This is a genomic window from Hallella seregens ATCC 51272 (assembly GCF_000518545.1).
GTDB classification, from domain to species: domain Bacteria; phylum Bacteroidota; class Bacteroidia; order Bacteroidales; family Bacteroidaceae; genus Prevotella; species Prevotella seregens.
This window is the reverse complement of the sequence record NZ_JADU01000011.1, coordinates 88,619-103,871: the sequence shown is the minus strand read 5'-3', so window position 1 is coordinate 103,871 and position 15,253 is coordinate 88,619. Positions and strand designations below refer to the sequence as shown.

Genomic DNA, 15,253 nt, shown 5'->3' with positions numbered 1-15,253 from the left:
AACAGCAAGAAACCTGGAGACAATCAAAAAGAAACGAATGCCGTTAGGGATGCCCAATGTTCCTGATGCTTGTCAGGCGTTGCGCGAATCATCGGAGCCGTAGAGGGAAAACCGATGGCTTCGCTGTAGGACACATCGTCTTTCCGTCTGCCATTGGCCAAATAGAGCTTGGCATTCAGACCAACGTCCATCTTTTTCATCCGGTGCTGCCAAGTGACGCTTGCCGTCACCTTGTCGAGTTCGGCACAGCGGAAAGCATAGGGGGCAAAGGCATGCTGAAAGTCAAGATGGGCAATCTGTTGGTTCTGAAAAGACACGTTGTAGTCATTGTCGGCTACGTGTTGGCGGGCATACAGCATGCTCAGGGCGATGTCGTCCTTGGTTCCCTGCCAGTCGATGCCCAGCTTGACATGGGGTGTCAGGGTGCAAACGCGGATATGGTGGTTGTCGGCCTTGTATTTCTCCACATAACTTTCGGTTGCTGCACCTCCCTGTAGGCTAAGTTCAACACGGCCCATCCGTCTGGACGCTTTCAGTGCGGAAGAAAGCCGGCTGGTGTTGCGGACGTAGTTTTGGCGGGTATCGATGGTGCGGAAATCATAAATGTTGTTTTCCTTGTCAATCAGATATTCCTCAATGATGTTCTCATAGCCTTTGCGCATCGTGATGTCGCCCGCGGCGGCCAGTTCAAATTGCCAGTCGTTTTGATGGTCAAATATCAGACGGATGAGTGGCGAGAGCTGGTGGCTACGCGACTCGTAGAGGTTGTAGATGTCGCTCTCTTCCGTCTTCATGTGGTCGAAGGAATAGCCCAGCGCGGCATGCACGCGGAGGGGGTGGGCCTGGGATGAGAGGTATTGCACCCGCGTGTTCAGCTCGTCGATGTAGTACATGCGTGATTTTCCGAAAGATACTCCACTCTGGCGGGTGTCGTAAAGCCCGAAACCGTAGCAGACGAAGAAACGGTCCTGCTGTCCCGGACGCCAGTAGCGCAGTTGCATGTGCTGCTTGTTGCGGCCATATCCGGCATCGAACAACAACAGATTGCGCCCAATTTGTCGTGCCACGCCGGCGTTGAAGCGCAGCCATGTGGTGTTGTTCAAGGCGCGCGGATCGGTCAGCCGATAAGCCTGCTCACCGTAAAAGGAGGCTTTTGCGCCTAAAGTCCATTTGCCGAGCGTGAATGCGTAGTTGCCTTCTGCAAAGTAAGTGTCAAACTTAAAGTCTCCGCCGCAGGAATCGGTAGATATATATGGGAAATAGAGTTCTGGCAGCCGCATGGCGCTCCAGCCGATGTTGCGATGCTTGCCTTGGGCGTATTGGATGCGGCCCGACAGGGTTCCGCTTCGGGGTAAGGTGTATTCGCCGTAGGCTCCTACGCGGTAGTCTGTGCTGCCGTTGCCCTCGTAAGGAATGAAGTCGCCCTTGGTGTCGGCACCTGCCAATCCTGTGTAAACAATGGCCGAGCGCCGGAACAAAGTGGTGTCACTCTGTTTGTGCCATTGCGTGAAAGCCGGATTTGCGTAGATTGTCTTGGCAGCGGTCAGCGTGAAGTCGGAATGGGTGGACAGCCAGCGGTCTTCGGATGGTGACAGACTGTAGTTCACCCGGTCGGGCAGTCTTTGGGAATAAAGTTGATGGCCGACAAGCAAGACAGAGGCGAGGAGGTATATTCGTATGTTGCGTATCATAAATTGAAATTAAAGTATAGTTCGAGCCCGAAATAAGGGTCGTGCCACTCGCGCTGGGTAATCTTGCTGCCCGAGAGATACTTGGGGCTGACATCGAGCAGACCGTTGACGAAGAACGACAACTTGGTGCCTTTGTTGAACTCTTTGGTAGCCTTGATATTCCAGAGAAGGGATATGGGCTTTTCGTTACGGGCATATTTCACGGGCAGGATTGTGCGTCGGAAATAGCGGAACGTTCCGTCGTCGGCAGCGATGCGCGCCCGGACCGATTCGTCTACCGGCAGCCGGTTTCCCTGCATGTCGATGTATTCCGTGGGAATGTAGTCGTGGTTATCCTTATACTGCGAGGTGTTGAGCCACACGACTTGGAAGAAATTCGTCAGAAACAGCTTGAACTTCGGAATATGCGTGTTGAGCCAGATGTTGGAGTTCAGACGGTGGTACTGGTTCTTGGCGCCGTTGTCGTAGATGCAGACGTAAGGATATTCCTTGCCGCCAATCTTCACGGCAGGGTAATAGTAGAGCGGCAGCGACGAGGCGTAGTCGGTCTGATAGTAAGCGCCGTTAATCTCTATTGTCGTGAGCAGCGGCTTGATCTTCGGCAGTATCAGGCGGTATTCTATTCCCCGTTTGATGACCTTGCTGGAGTTCCTGACCTGTTGCGACGTGGTGAAAATGCTGTACTGTTCTTGTATATAATCGCTTTTCTGGGGGATGCGCCCCTCGATGCTCACGCCGGGCTTCAATGTGGTGTAGAGGTCGTAGGTCAGCGGGTGGTACTCTGTGAAGTACTCAAAGCCCGCGTCCGACTTTTCGTAGAAAGCCGTCAGCGAGAGGCTGAAGCCATGATAATCTATGTCCCATCCGGCCTCCATCTTTCGATTCTTGTTGACACGCAGGTCGCGATTGGCCACGTCGTAGACATTGGTGTATGTGATGAGGTGGCGGTATTGGGGATCGACGGTATAGGCGTTGAGCATGTAGAAGTCCTTGTAGAGCTTCTCGGGATAGAGATAGTCAAGCGTAGGCGTCTTGCTTTCCTCGCCATAGCCTATGCGGAAGGTGTTCTTAAACGTTTTGCCTATGGTGTACGAGAGATTCAGGCGCGGGTCTGTCAACACATAGCCATGCAGATAGTAATCGTGGGGCAGGTTCATCAGCATGGAAGCGCGGCCTCCGATGGAGAGTTGCAGGATATTTTTATTATTGTCATCGTAAATAAAGTCGGCCTGGGCATAAGCCGCTCCATTTCCCAAGGCAGGCACTGCCCAGTTTGGTCTCGGGCGCATATACGAGTTGTCGTAGGGGAACGGCGGACGTGTCTCGTCTTTGATGACGGCACCCGCTCCGTGGTTTTTCACGTTGGTATATTCTGCCCCGTATTGCAGATTGAGCATCGTATTCTTCAGCAGCTGAATGCGTGATACGGCATTTAGCTGGGCATAGATGTTTACAGGCTGGTTGTCGATATAGAAGTCGCTGTAGTATTTGCGTGGCAGGTAAATACCTTCGTGCTCACCCTCCTCGTATGCCAGCGGCGTGTTCAGCGGGCCTGAACCCGATATGACCATGCGGTGGCGGCTTATTTTGTCGCGGGTATAGTCGGCAGACATGACCAGTTCCAGTTGGTTCAGCCACGCCTTGCCGAGTGTGAGCATTCCTTTCATCATCAGGGCCGTGCGGCTGTAGTCGGCCTTGTAGGACTCGTCATACTCATAGGTCAGCTCGTCTTTTTTCATCTTGCTGGCGGTAACGGTCTGGCTCAGCCGCCCGTCGAGGTCGAGACTGTAGTTGCCGAGTCTTACCTTATTATTATAGTAAAGCTGTCCCGTCAGTCGCGAGAACTTGTCCATTTCCTCGCGGATGTCATCGATGGAGCGCAGGTAGTCGATGCCTGCGTGGAGCGTACCGGCTTTTTCTCCAAGCCGCCAGCCTTTCCCTGTATAGAAGAGTTTGTTCTTCAGGTCGGTCTTCAAGCGGACGCGCAGTGGGGTTACGCCGTGCTTCGACGAGATGCTTATCATACCACTTGAAAGGTTGCCGTAGCGGGAAGACGAGATGCCGCGCGTGAACTCTACGCTCTGGATGTGGTCGGTGGAAATCATTCGCATGTCGGCCCCTTGGTTGATGCCCGTGCGGCTGCGCACCTCACGGTCGTAGCTGCCACTGCCCTCGGTGACGCCCACCAGCTGGGAACGGATGCCGTCGTTTGTGACCGGGGCACCATCGGTGACGATTCCCACTCCCAGCGAGGTGTTGGCATCGGAGCCCACTTGGCGGCTGCTGATCTGTGAGAATTGTGTCAGGTTGTTTTCTTTATACACGCTGCCGGGCAACAGCAGCAGCACGTCGGCCAGCGAGGTGGGCTGGATATACTCCAGAGCGGCCTCGTCGACAACAACCTTTCCCTTGCGGCTTTTCCTTGCCATCACTTCAAACTCCGGCAGGATGAAACTGCTGCTTTGCAGTTGGAGCGACAGACTGACATCCTTTGTGGCTGTGAACTGGCGCTTCAACTTGGCATAGCCTAGGCACTCCACCTCGACGACATGCTTGCCCACCGGGACGTTACGGAGTTCAAAGTATCCGTTGACGTCAGATCGGGTGCGAAGCTCCTGGTTCTGGATACTGACGATGGCGAAGCTTGCAGCCTCGCCATCGTGGTCGGTTATGACCTTTCCCTTTACCGTACAGGTCTGCCCCATGGCAGCGGTCACCATGCATAGCAGGGAAAGCGTCAAAAGGAGAATTTTCTTTTTCAAAGTGTTCATTTGCTGTTTCCCACTGCCGGCTTACTTCTTTCTCCAGCCAATGGGGAATGCGTTTTGGGTGAGTCCGGCAGCCTTTCGCTCGTTCACGTTCTGCATGTCCTCATCGCTGTTGTTGGTGTCCTTGTAGAAAATCTTGTCACCCACTTTGATTTCTTTGCGGATGCAGAGCTCCTGACGGTGACATCCGTTGACGAGGAACTTGCCGCGATCCACAATCTCCGGTACCACGCGGGTCTTTACGTCCTGCGGTACGTCGCTGGTCTGAATGCCATCGATGATTTTCTCCGTCTCTATGGCGAGGATATGAATGTCGATGTCGCCCTCCGGAGTGGTCTCGGTTGCCTTGACATGAGTCTTCGACAACGTGGTATGGCTCTTGACGAAAGCGTCGATGGTAGACTGCAAGCCATTTTCCAGACGGAACATCACCGGCGACACGTAGCCGCGGGGATGGAGGAAGAATCCATAGGAGTCGCCATTCTCCGTGAGGAGCACATTGGGAACATTGGGATTGTCCACGTCCTTGGAATCGGGACCTTCGTACAACTCGAAGTCGGCGCCGCTCAAGTCTACGGCATGGTCGTAGGCAATCTCGCCTTTCACCACTTCAGAATGGTTGATGGCGGTGAAAGCAATTACCAGCTTCTCGCCGGGCTGCACGGGATGATCCTTGCCACTGCCCGGGACGGTGATGAATCCGCCGATGGGCACCTGGTTGGGATAATATTTGTCGTACCACAGCTGCTTGTTCTGCCAGGAGATGTGCATGGTCACGCCAATGCTCACGCCGTCGGCATAAAGCACGTTCTCCGTCGGGTTGAACAGCACGATGTACTGGTCGGGGTGCATCATGCGGCCCGAGTTGGTCTCGCCGTTGAAGAACACCTCGCTGAAGATGAAGTCCTTGCCAAGTGCACTGGCCGGCAGCGAGTTCACATAGCCGTCGATTGCCTGTCCAGAAGTGTTTACATTGACATTCTCCATACGCAGCGAGATCACCACATGTTCGCCCTGGGCGTTGGTGACGTCTTTCTCTATGGCGATGTTATAGACACCCATCGGCAGAGAGGCAACCGCCTTTCCGTTGGCATCAAGCGGGAACTGGCTTGTGTTCTGGCTGCGCACCTCGGTGAACTTGACGGGCGTGCCTGCCAAAGTCGCTACATCCAGTGCTCCTGCAACCTTGGGAATGGCGTTGAACGTCACATCAATCTTCTTCTCAGCCTCGTCTTCAGAGCAAGAGGCGAGCAGCATTGGGCAGATGAGCACTGCCAATGCAAATTTTACTAATCGCATCATACGGTATTAAATTATAATTAGAGTTTACTTGGATTCCTTGTCGTGTCCGCAACCTCCGGCTCCACACTTGTGCTCGCCGGCTTTCTGCTGCTTCTCTTTCTTGCTGCATTTATGTTCACCGCCCTTGCCTTCGTGCTTGCAACCTTCCTTTTTGTCACATGACGTGGCGACTTTAGCTTCAAACTTGGCATCGGTCAGTGCTTTTTGCAGTGCCTCCACGTTGGTCTTTGCCGCATCATAGCTTACGCTGACAGCCTTGCACTCGAGATTGACTTTCACCTCGCTGACGGCCTTGTTGGCTTTCAGGGCTTTCTCTACTCGGTTTGCACAGTTCTGACAGTGCATGTTGCTTACCTTAAATTTCACGTTTTCTGCCAGCACGTTCATGGCGAACATGGTGACAAGCATCATCATTACAATCTTTCTCATTTTATTATTATGTTGTTGGGTTGTTAGTTGCGGTGCAAAGTTACGCCCATCCTTTGGAATACACAATACCTAAAAATTAGGTTTTTTCTCTCCAATGGTGGTGACGTATAATGCTTTTTTATGATCCAACAACAATCATCACGTGGGCATCATGACACGTTGGCCATGTGCCGTTTCAAAAAGGGAAAGCCGTACAACAGTTCGCAGGTCTGCGAAATTCACTTTCCATTTGCTTGAGACTTTTGCAGGTCTGCAAAGCTCATTTTCCGTTTGCTTGAGGCTTTTGCAGACCTGCAATGTTCACTTCCCGTTTTGTATTGGACTTTTGCGGGGGAGGAGAACGACGCTACGTTCAGTTAAAAATAATAGCCCACGCTGATTTGCCATGCACTCAATTTGCCGTTGCCTACAGTCTTTTCCCACGTACCACCCAGATTCCTGTTGATGTTGATATTGGCCGATTTGCTGCAGGCAAGATTGTAGTTGGCCGACACTTGGCAATGCTTGAGTAGCGTCACGCCCACGCCCATGTTGACACTGACGGTCGCTTTCTTGAAATCCCAGTCGCCATAGCAAGTCCCGATGGTTTTGTCACCGACGTTGAAGCCAACCTGCGGACCGACAAAGACAAATGCTTCCACTGCATGGCCCAGTGACCTGCCATAGCGCAAGTTGACGGGAACCACTACTTGTTGCAGCTTGATGGTTGTGGAATAAATCTTGCCGCCCACAACGTTCGGGGTAATCTTCGTGCTCCGCTGATCGTAGAGCACGGAGCCATCGACGGCAAATCCCAGCGGCAAACCCACCCTGACCGTCGGGCCGATGAAGAATCCCGCTTGATTTTTCATATCGTCATAGTCGTCGAAAGTGTAATGGAGGCCGGTCAGATTCAGACCTCCTTTCACGCCAAACTTCACTTGTGCCGAGGCTGAGAGGCAAGTCATTCCGGCAAAAAGCATTGCAATCAATAGTTTCTTTTTCATCTTTGGTTGGGTTTTATAAGGTTTTACTCCGCAAAGATACTGAATTTTTTATATACAGTCTGTTTTCTTCAACTTTTTATTTGTGAAAGGGGAGGGGGGCAGGATGGCGCGAATTCCTATTTCACGGTCACCGAAATCACTTTCTCGCCCAATTCGCGCTTGGCTTCTTGGGGGAAATACACCTCCATGTCTTTCTGCAATGGAAGTATGCGGAGTTCCAGTTGCCTGCAGTTTTCCGGCACGCGCCAGAGCCCAAACTGAAAGTGGCGGCCATTGTAGAAGTTGTCGTCGAGGAGTTTTCCATCACAGTACAACCGGGCCACGTCTCCCTGATATTCAATGTCGAGCACTTTCAGGCCGCTGTGCCAATCGCCTATCCGGGAGAGATCCAGCAGATAAACCGCAGCGTGCTCAAAGTCTTCATCCGTCGGTTCTTCAGCGACACCGGCCGCTCCGACCGTGATGGAGCGTTCAGGCCTGGCCTCGCGAACCTTGGTCACGGCCACCGTCACGCCGGGGCTCTGCGGCAAGACAGTCCTTGCATGCTCATCGAGCACGGACTGTGCCGCGGGCGAATGCAGCTTCAGATAGTCCAGGTCGAGGTCGAAACTTTCCGCTTCTGCCGCTGCAAGCAGATAGAAATCGGTGTTCCCCCGCTTGTATATGGCTTTCTTGGTGCCTTGAGGACGGACGTTGCCCAGCAGTTTGCCGTCCACCATGAACTCCGTTGCAAAGCCCTCAGGCTGGAAGAAATAATAAGCCACGCGCCCATTTGCCCTCTCACGCCGGGCCAGGAGCTGGGCTGTTGCATACTTCAAACGGACGTCTCCAAGCCGAAGGTTCACGGGAAAGGCAGCCACTCCACCTGCGGGCACCACCATTGGGCGCTGTGGAAAGGTCACGCCGCAAACCGTGAACTGCACGCCTTGCTTGGCCGAGAGCCCCTGCAGCCGCTCATAATTGTTCACAAATACGAAGGCCTTGTCGCCGTCATGGCGGTAGTTCCAGCGCAGTTTCGAGTCGTCGCCCTTTCGGAACACCGCATCTTCAGGGAACGCGGCCGCCATCGGGGCCAGGAGTTCGCCGAAGTCGCGCATGAACACATGCAGCTTGCGCAACGTGAAAAAGTGGGGGTTCACCTGCCCGAACTCGCCCAGGGGAGCCTGAAAATCATAGGTTTTCACCGGCAGATCGTTATAGTTGGTGGCCATGGTGCGCTGCATTTCATTGAGTGTCGTGAGTTTGCCGTCGGGGTTCGTGCCGCCGTGATACATGTAATAACCCAACAGATTGCTTCCCGATCCGAGCTTTACCATTGCCATGGAATAGGCATCGGCAGGATAGAGATATACCCTGCGGTGGAAGCTCGTCATCATTCCGCCGCCCAATTCACAGGTGAAATAAGGGTATTGCAGGTCGGCATTCTCCCTTTCTGCACCTTGTCTGCCGTAGTCTATCTGCTCGGAACCGATGTTTTCGTTGGCCCGGCTGGGCTGAAAATGGAATGCCTGCCAGTAATTTCCGGCGGTCTCCTTGACAGAACGGTCCCAGAAACCGTCGGCATAATCGCCAAAGAGCGGAATCATCTCGCCGTAGGGCATCTTGTCGGCCAATTTGGGCCAGCCCGTGCGCGTATAGAACGGGAGGTCGAAACCTACCTCTTTCGCAATCTTCTTCAGCGAAAGCAGATAGGAAGCATGCCCGCCGAACTCGTTGTCAAACTGTGCCGCAACGACCGGCCCGCCGTCTTTCCACTGCAATCCCTGCACCTGCGTGAAGATTTGGCGATAGAGGTTTCTGGCCATTTCGAGAAACTCCGGATTCTCCGAGCGCATTTTCACCCCACGCTTCAACGCCCAGTCGGGAATGCCGCCATGGCGCACCTCGCCATGGCAGAACGGCCCCAGCCGCAGAATCACGGGCAAGCCCTCCAGCTGGCACACCTCGAGGAAGTCGCGCAGACTGCGCCGGCCGCTCCAATCGTATTGTCCTTCCACCTCTTCTATATGGTTCCAGAACACGTAGCAGGCTATCATCGTGATTCCGCCAAGCTTCATTTTGTGCACCTCGCGGGCCCATTCCTCGGCGGGAATGCGGCTGTAGTGAATTTCGCCCATCACGGGCGCCACGCGCTTGCCGTCTATCATGAGGCTCAGGCCGTCCCACGTCACTGCTGGCCGGGCATTCACCATGGTTGCCGCCTCCCTGAAAGCATCCATGATGACCGTGGGACGATGATTGCGGAATGCCCCCAGTTTGTACTGGCCTTCGAGTTCGGGAGCCCAGTAGAACACCCCATGGCAGTGCCCGTCCGTCTGATGGGCAGCTGCATCGATGAGCCGTTTCATGAACTCGCGTCCCTGCACGGGTCGGTCGGCATCGTAACCCGTCTCGACAATCATCGACTCCGAGCCATACTTGGCGTAGAGATGATTGATGTTGGCCACAGCCTTTTGCAGCGTTTCCTCGTCTGAAGAGGTAAGTTTGGCTTCCTGGTCCCAATAAGGATAGACACTGAGCCCAATCATGTCCCACTTGGCGCCATACTGCCTGAGCCCGTCGAAAATGCGGTCGTAACGCTCCTGGTCGCAGCCTCCGTCAAGATGAACGATGCACGCTGCCTCTGGATAGACCGACTTCACGGCGTCATATCCTGCCTGGGTGAGGCCGGCATACTGCTTCATATTCTCCTCGGCCCTGCCCATGGGCCAGAGAAAACCGTGGGTTGTCTCGTTTCCCACCTGCACCCATTTCACCTCGATGCCGTGGCTTTTCAGGGCCTGCAGCACATCGGCAGTGTGGCGGGCCAGCGCCTTGCGCATCTGGCCATAGCTCATTTTCTGCCACGCCGCCGGAATGTCCTGGTGTCCGGGGTCCGCCCAGGAGTCAGAATAATGGAAGTCGAGCATGACGGCCATGCCGTGGGCTTGGGCACGCTGCGCCATCTGGAGCACGTCGTCCTTGCCGCACCAACCGTTTTTGGGGTTTACCCAAACCCGTAAACGCGCTGCGTTCACGCCGTAAAGCCGTTGCAAACAGACGTTATTCGCGACGCGTCCACGGGCATTTCGCAACGCCACTCCGGCGTGTTCCAGTTGGGTGGTCCCGCTGATGTCTGCGCCCAGCCAGAATGTTTGCCTCTGTTGTCCCCATGCAGGCAGGGACAATGCCATGAGAAAAAGTGCAAAGATAGCTTTCTTCATAAATACAGTTTTTGGTTTTTGCAAAGATAGCAAATAAGTTGTTGAGCCCCCAATGCCGGCTGTTGCAATGTTCGTTATCTTTTGGGGCCGTCGTAATTGTCGCGGGTGAAGTACTGCGTGAGCTCTTTTCCTCCGTCCTTGGCCTGATTGACGGCAAAGTCGGGTATGGGGAAATACTCGCTCGACGGTGTTCGTCCGCTGGCTTTCATGCGTGTGTAGTACTGGTTGAAGCGAATCAAGTCGATTTTGCGGCAGCCTTCATAGAAGAGTTCGTGCCCGCGCTCCGTGCAGAGTGCATCGAGAAAAGCCGCCACCGTGGCGGTCTTGCCGGCGTCGAGGTCGGCCAGCCCTGCGCGATGGCGCACCTGGTTCACGCAGTCTACAGCCTTTTGCGAAACGGCATTGTGGGCCCTTGCGTCTGCCTCGGCATAGAGCAACAGCACGTCTGCCCAGCGTGCCAACGGATAGTCAGTGCCTTGGAAGGCCGTCGACGTCTCGATGGGATACTTGTTAACGATGAATCCATCCCAGAGGTCGCCCAGATGGTCGGCCGTCACCCAATGGTTGTTCTTGCTGTAATAACGGGTCAGGATGGTCTCCGCGCGCTTGTCGCCCGGCTCGAAGGTGTCGTAGAAGTATTTCGAGATGTTGAAGCACTGCCCCCAGCCTCCGCCTTGATTCACGAACGGGGTGGGGTTGCCCTTGTCGTCATATTTCGTTGCGTCGCCGGGCACTGCATACCAGCTCGTGGGATTAAAGTTGCCCTGAGTGCCCGACCCTGTGGCGTTGTTGCTGCAGCTGCACGACATGATTACTTCACTGTTGAACTTGTTTGCAATCCTGAACTGGCCGGCATAATCGGCAAACAAGCTGTAGCTGCCATGGAACTGGCCGAACAGATCGCAAGCCTTCTGGTAGTAGCCTTGCACGTGGTAGCCCTCGTTCAGGTAATGGCGCATCAGGCAGAAGCGGGCGTAGTCGGCATTGTAGCGTCCCTTTTCTTTCTGGGTTTCATTGACGTGCAGGGCGGCATACTCCAGGTCGTCGGTGATATACCGGGTCATTTGGTCGAGTGACGGGCGAACCAAGTTGGCTTCCGCCTCCTTGCTGCCCACGTCTTTCGGATTCACGATGACCGGCACAGGGCCGTAGAAGTGCAGCAGATAGTACATCATCAGCCCCCGGCAAAGCCGGGCCTCGCCCAGGTATTCCTCCTTTGTCGCAGCCGGAAGCACTTTCTCGTCGGCATTCTCGATGGCGCCTATAATCTTGGTCATCCGGGTGATGTCGCGCACTTTCTCGTAGTGGCTGGGGTCGCCGCCCGAACCGCGGCCCACAAGTTTCAAGTCGTCGAACTGCCCGGCCGACATCTTTTGCCAGCTGCCACCCAACGAACTGATGTTCCAGGCGCTGCTTTCGTCGCTTGTCGTGTCGAGCATGCGGTAAAGTCCGCCTTCAGCTACGTAGAAATTGTGTTGCCATGAAGAGAAGTTGTAGCCCCAGTTCACGGAGAAAGGCACGTAGCAATCCATCAGGTAGCTCTCGTAATCGGCCGCCGAAGCCGGGAAATTGGTCGTGGACAGCGTGCCGAATATCTTTGCGTCGAAATTGTTTTCGCAACCGGTCAGGCCTGTGCCGGCGAGTCCCATGGCCAAAGCCATGTACAATATGTTCTTTTTCATTGTCGTGCTATATTAATAATGTGTCGTAGTTGTTTTAGAATTGAACCTTTACTCCCATGGAGAAAGTGCGTATCATGGGATACTCGGCCTTGCCGCCCTTGTAGCTTCCGCCGGTCGTTACCTCGGGGTCGAAGTTCTTGTAATCGGTGAAAGTGAATGGATTCTGTGCGTCTGCATAGATGCGAATGCTGCCGATATGCTTTTTCAGCGAGCCGAGGTTGGTGCTGGAGAAGGTGTAACCCAGCGTGATGTTGCGAACGCGCAGGAAGCCCGCGTCCTGGTAATAAACGTCTGTGCCCGCCCCGCCCGGCAATGCGGCACTGGCAAGTCGGTAGGCAATGCCTGGCAATGTGCCGTTGGGATTGGTCTGCGAGTTGTAGACATCAGCCACGATCGTGCTCTGGTTGGAGGTCTGGTTGGCCAGTTTGCGCACGTCGCTCCAGTCGTATGAGTAGTTGTATTTCTTCAGTCCAAGCTGCGAATACACAAAGATGTTCAAGTCCCAGTCCTTGTAAGTAAAGGTGTTGCCGAAGCCCCAGTAGAGTGCTGGAACCACATTCACCATGTCTACGTCCTTGACCGTAATCTCGTTGTCGCCGTCGAGGTCCTTGATGATGGGGCAACCGGGATGCTGATACAGGGTCGGCTGGTATGCGGGCATGTTGCTCTTGTCGCTGTTCACGATGCCCGCGGTGCGGTAAAAGTAGAGTGCATTCACGGGTTCGTCCTTTCGTTGCTGATACTCCAGATAGTCATACTGCGGCATGCGCTCTTTCCAGATTGAATTGTAGTGCGAAAGCGTCAGCATGGATTCCCACTTGAAGTTCGGAGTGACGATGTTCTTGGTGTTGACAGTAGCGTCCCAACCATAGCGCCGAATGTGTCCGCCATTGACGGGATGGGTGCTGAACATGGACAGACCTTCGGTATTGGCATAACCCAGCATGTTGGTAATGTCGTTCACGAAGTAGTCGAAGCTGCCGCTCACGCGGTCTCTGAGGATCGAAAAATCCAGTCCGACGTTCTTCATTACGGTCTTCTCCCAGGTCACATCCGGGTAGTCATTGCTCGCGAGATAGTAGGGCACGTGGTCGGTTGTGTTGTTATCGAACATCACATGATTGCCGAATGCACTGTATGCGCCATAGAGCGAGGCCCTCAAATAGTCGTTGCCGGTCACACCGTATGAAGCCCGCAGCTTCAGCATGTTCACCCATTTCACGTCTTTCATGAAGTTTTCATTGAATATCTTCCATGCTGCCGATACGGATGGGAACCAAGCATATTTCTTGCCTTTGAAGAACTTGTCCGTACCGTCACGGCGCAGTGTTGCCGCGAGCACGTAGCGGTCGAGCAGGTCGAAGCTGGCGCGCGCAAACTGTGAACGCTTCTCGTCGCTTGTGCGATACGAGCCGATGGTCTTGTCGCCCGTGGCCGCAGCGATGTTGTCGTTGCCTAAGGCGTCGTTGATGTCCTTGTACGAGATGCCCATGCCGTGGGAGTGGTTCAGGTAGCGGCCCATGCCCAGCACAGCATTAAAGGTCAGGGCATCGCCGAAGAAGTTGTGGTCGAAGCTGATGGTTGCTTCCATGGTGGTGTTGTCGCGCTTGTCGCTCTGCATGCTGCCCCTTGAACGGAACATCTGGTCGAAGTAAACGGTTGAGGGTATGTACACGTTGCGCTCTGCATTCTCCTTATTATAACCATAGAGCAGCTTGGCTTTCAGCATCTGTGGAACGATGGTGAAGTCGAAAGTAAAGTTTGCATTGAAGCCGTCAGTGTTCGATCTGTCGGTCATGTCCAGCATTCCCACCGGGTTGGGCACGCTCATAAAGGTGGTATAACTGCCATCTTCGTTGTAGATCGGCAGGTTCGACGGATAGATGAGGGCTGCACTCAGGGCACCCGAAGCCTGAGAACCGCGCCCGTTTGACGTGCCGCCTACAGTACCGTTATTGTTGTTGTTGCGGTTATAGTTGACATTGGCCGTGATCTTCATCCAGTCGAACACCTGCGCAGCTACATTGGAACGAAAGATAAATCGCTCGTAAGCGTTGTTCTGAACAGTACCAACCTGGCGATAGTAGTTGCCCGACACATAGTATTGAAGTCTTTCGGCACCTCCCTGAATGGTTACATTGTGACTCGAGATGCTGCCGTTGCGCAGCACTTGGCTCTTCCAGTCTGTGGTTTGCGCGCTTGCAATCTGCTCTGCTGTGAACACGTCGGAGTTGCCTCCGTCGTAGGCATTGGGGCCATAAGGGGCCATTTGGTTATTAAACAGGTACTGTTCTTTCTTGAACAGGTTGGCATAGCTCATGTATTCCCGGGCATTGAGCGAACTGATGTATCTGTAATTTGAGACGAGCGACACCTCCCCGTCGTAGCTCACACGCATCTTGCCCTGCTTTCCGCTCTTGGTTGTAATGAGCACCACGCCGTTGGCCGCGTTGATTCCATAGATAGAAGCCGAGGCATCTTTCAGCACTTCTATGCTCTCTATATCGTCCGGATTCAAGCCTGCCAGCCCCGAACGGTTCACGCTCGACGGCATAACGGTGGTGGAACCGCCGGAGCCGCCTTCAAGCGAACCGGTCGGCATCACCACTCCGTCGACTACGTAAAGAGGCTGGCCGCCCCCGCGAATGGTCATGTTCACGCCGCCACCAGGCTGTGCACTGGCCATGGTCGCCTGCAATCCGGCCGCACGCCCCATCAGCATCTGGCTCATGTTGGTTGTTCCGGTCTTTACCACTTTGTCGGCATCCACCTTGGCAATGGACGTGGTGAGGTTCTTGCGGCTTACCGAACCGTAACCTGTTGCGATGACTTCGTCGAGCAGATTGGCGTCTTCCATCATGTTTACGTCAATACGGCCCTTATTGACTGTTGCCGTAAGAGGCTTAAATCCTATATATGTGAACTCAAGTTTTTCACCTCTGTTCACGGAAATGCTGTAGTTTCCATCCATGTCGGTTACTGTAGCTCTTGGAGTTCCGGGCACCTTTACGGTCACGCCAATCAGCGGTTGACGATTGGCGTCGAGGACTGTACCCGTTACTTCTTGCTGCTGTGCCATCGCACTCATTGGCAGTCCCAGCATGCACAATAAAGCAAAGTAATGTTTCATACGTTTAATTTGTTAGGTATTAATGTTGGTTTACGATAAAATTAGGTTTGCTTCCGGTTGCA

The 15,253-nt window shown here is 54.1% G+C and carries 8 protein-coding genes; all 8 read right to left on the bottom strand.

Annotated features, from left to right (window positions below; genetic code table 11):
* Positions 1 to 23 precede the first annotated feature (23 nt).
* The 8 genes from L888_RS0105205 to L888_RS0105170 all read right to left on the bottom strand — a co-directional run bounded on the left by L888_RS0105205 (position 24) and on the right by L888_RS0105170 (position 15,191).
* Complete coding sequence (locus L888_RS0105205; RefSeq protein ID WP_027952113.1) at positions 24 to 1,691, bottom strand: DUF6850 family outer membrane beta-barrel protein; 1,668 nt, start codon at positions 1,689 to 1,691, stop codon at positions 24 to 26.
* Positions 1,688 to 4,462, bottom strand: coding sequence for a TonB-dependent receptor (locus L888_RS0105200; protein ID WP_027952112.1), 2,775 nt, complete (start codon positions 4,460 to 4,462; stop codon positions 1,688 to 1,690). The genes L888_RS0105205 and L888_RS0105200 overlap by 4 nt, the downstream gene beginning before the upstream one ends.
* A 21-nt stretch (positions 4,463 to 4,483) precedes the next feature.
* Entirely contained in the window at positions 4,484 to 5,761 is a 1,278-nt protein-coding gene (locus L888_RS0105195; protein ID WP_005846237.1) for a DUF4876 domain-containing protein, read from the bottom strand.
* 24 nt (positions 5,762 to 5,785) lie between these two features.
* Positions 5,786 to 6,190 carry a heavy-metal-associated domain-containing protein gene (locus tag L888_RS0105190; RefSeq protein ID WP_005846239.1) on the bottom strand — a complete coding sequence of 135 codons (405 nt, stop codon included), beginning with the start codon at positions 6,188 to 6,190 and terminating at the stop codon, positions 5,786 to 5,788.
* A 356-nt stretch (positions 6,191 to 6,546) separates the two neighbouring features.
* Positions 6,547 to 7,176 carry a porin family protein gene (locus L888_RS0105185; RefSeq protein ID WP_027952111.1) on the bottom strand — a complete coding sequence of 210 codons (630 nt, stop codon included), beginning with the start codon at positions 7,174 to 7,176 and terminating at the stop codon, positions 6,547 to 6,549.
* Positions 7,177 to 7,292: 116 nt separating this feature from the next.
* Positions 7,293 to 10,379 carry a glycosyl hydrolase 53 family protein gene (locus L888_RS0105180; RefSeq protein ID WP_044248699.1) on the bottom strand — a complete coding sequence of 1,029 codons (3,087 nt, stop codon included), beginning with the start codon at positions 10,377 to 10,379 and terminating at the stop codon, positions 7,293 to 7,295.
* A 74-nt stretch (positions 10,380 to 10,453) separates the two neighbouring features.
* Positions 10,454 to 12,061 (bottom strand): RagB/SusD family nutrient uptake outer membrane protein, encoded by a 1,608-nt coding sequence (locus tag L888_RS0105175; protein ID WP_027952109.1) that lies wholly within the window; start codon positions 12,059 to 12,061, stop codon positions 10,454 to 10,456.
* 34 nt (positions 12,062 to 12,095) lie between these two features.
* Complete coding sequence (locus L888_RS0105170; protein ID WP_027952108.1) at positions 12,096 to 15,191, bottom strand: SusC/RagA family TonB-linked outer membrane protein; 3,096 nt, start codon at positions 15,189 to 15,191, stop codon at positions 12,096 to 12,098.
* Between the last annotated feature and the right edge of the window lie 62 nt (positions 15,192 to 15,253).

Bases quoted from the DNA above. Each gene is read 5' to 3' on its own strand.
- L888_RS0105205 (WP_027952113.1), bottom strand. From the start codon at position 1,691: ATGATACGCAACATACGAATATACCTCCTCGCCTCTGTCTTGCTTGTC.
- L888_RS0105200 (WP_027952112.1), bottom strand. From the start codon at position 4,462: ATGAACACTTTGAAAAAGAAAATTCTCCTTTTGACGCTTTCCCTGCTA.
- L888_RS0105195 (WP_005846237.1), bottom strand. From the start codon at position 5,761: ATGATGCGATTAGTAAAATTTGCATTGGCAGTGCTCATCTGCCCAATG.
- L888_RS0105190 (WP_005846239.1), bottom strand. From the start codon at position 6,190: ATGAGAAAGATTGTAATGATGATGCTTGTCACCATGTTCGCCATGAAC.
- L888_RS0105185 (WP_027952111.1), bottom strand. From the start codon at position 7,176: ATGAAAAAGAAACTATTGATTGCAATGCTTTTTGCCGGAATGACTTGC.
- L888_RS0105180 (WP_044248699.1), bottom strand. From the start codon at position 10,379: ATGAAGAAAGCTATCTTTGCACTTTTTCTCATGGCATTGTCCCTGCCT.
- L888_RS0105175 (WP_027952109.1), bottom strand. From the start codon at position 12,061: ATGAAAAAGAACATATTGTACATGGCTTTGGCCATGGGACTCGCCGGC.
- L888_RS0105170 (WP_027952108.1), bottom strand. From the start codon at position 15,191: ATGAAACATTACTTTGCTTTATTGTGCATGCTGGGACTGCCAATGAGT.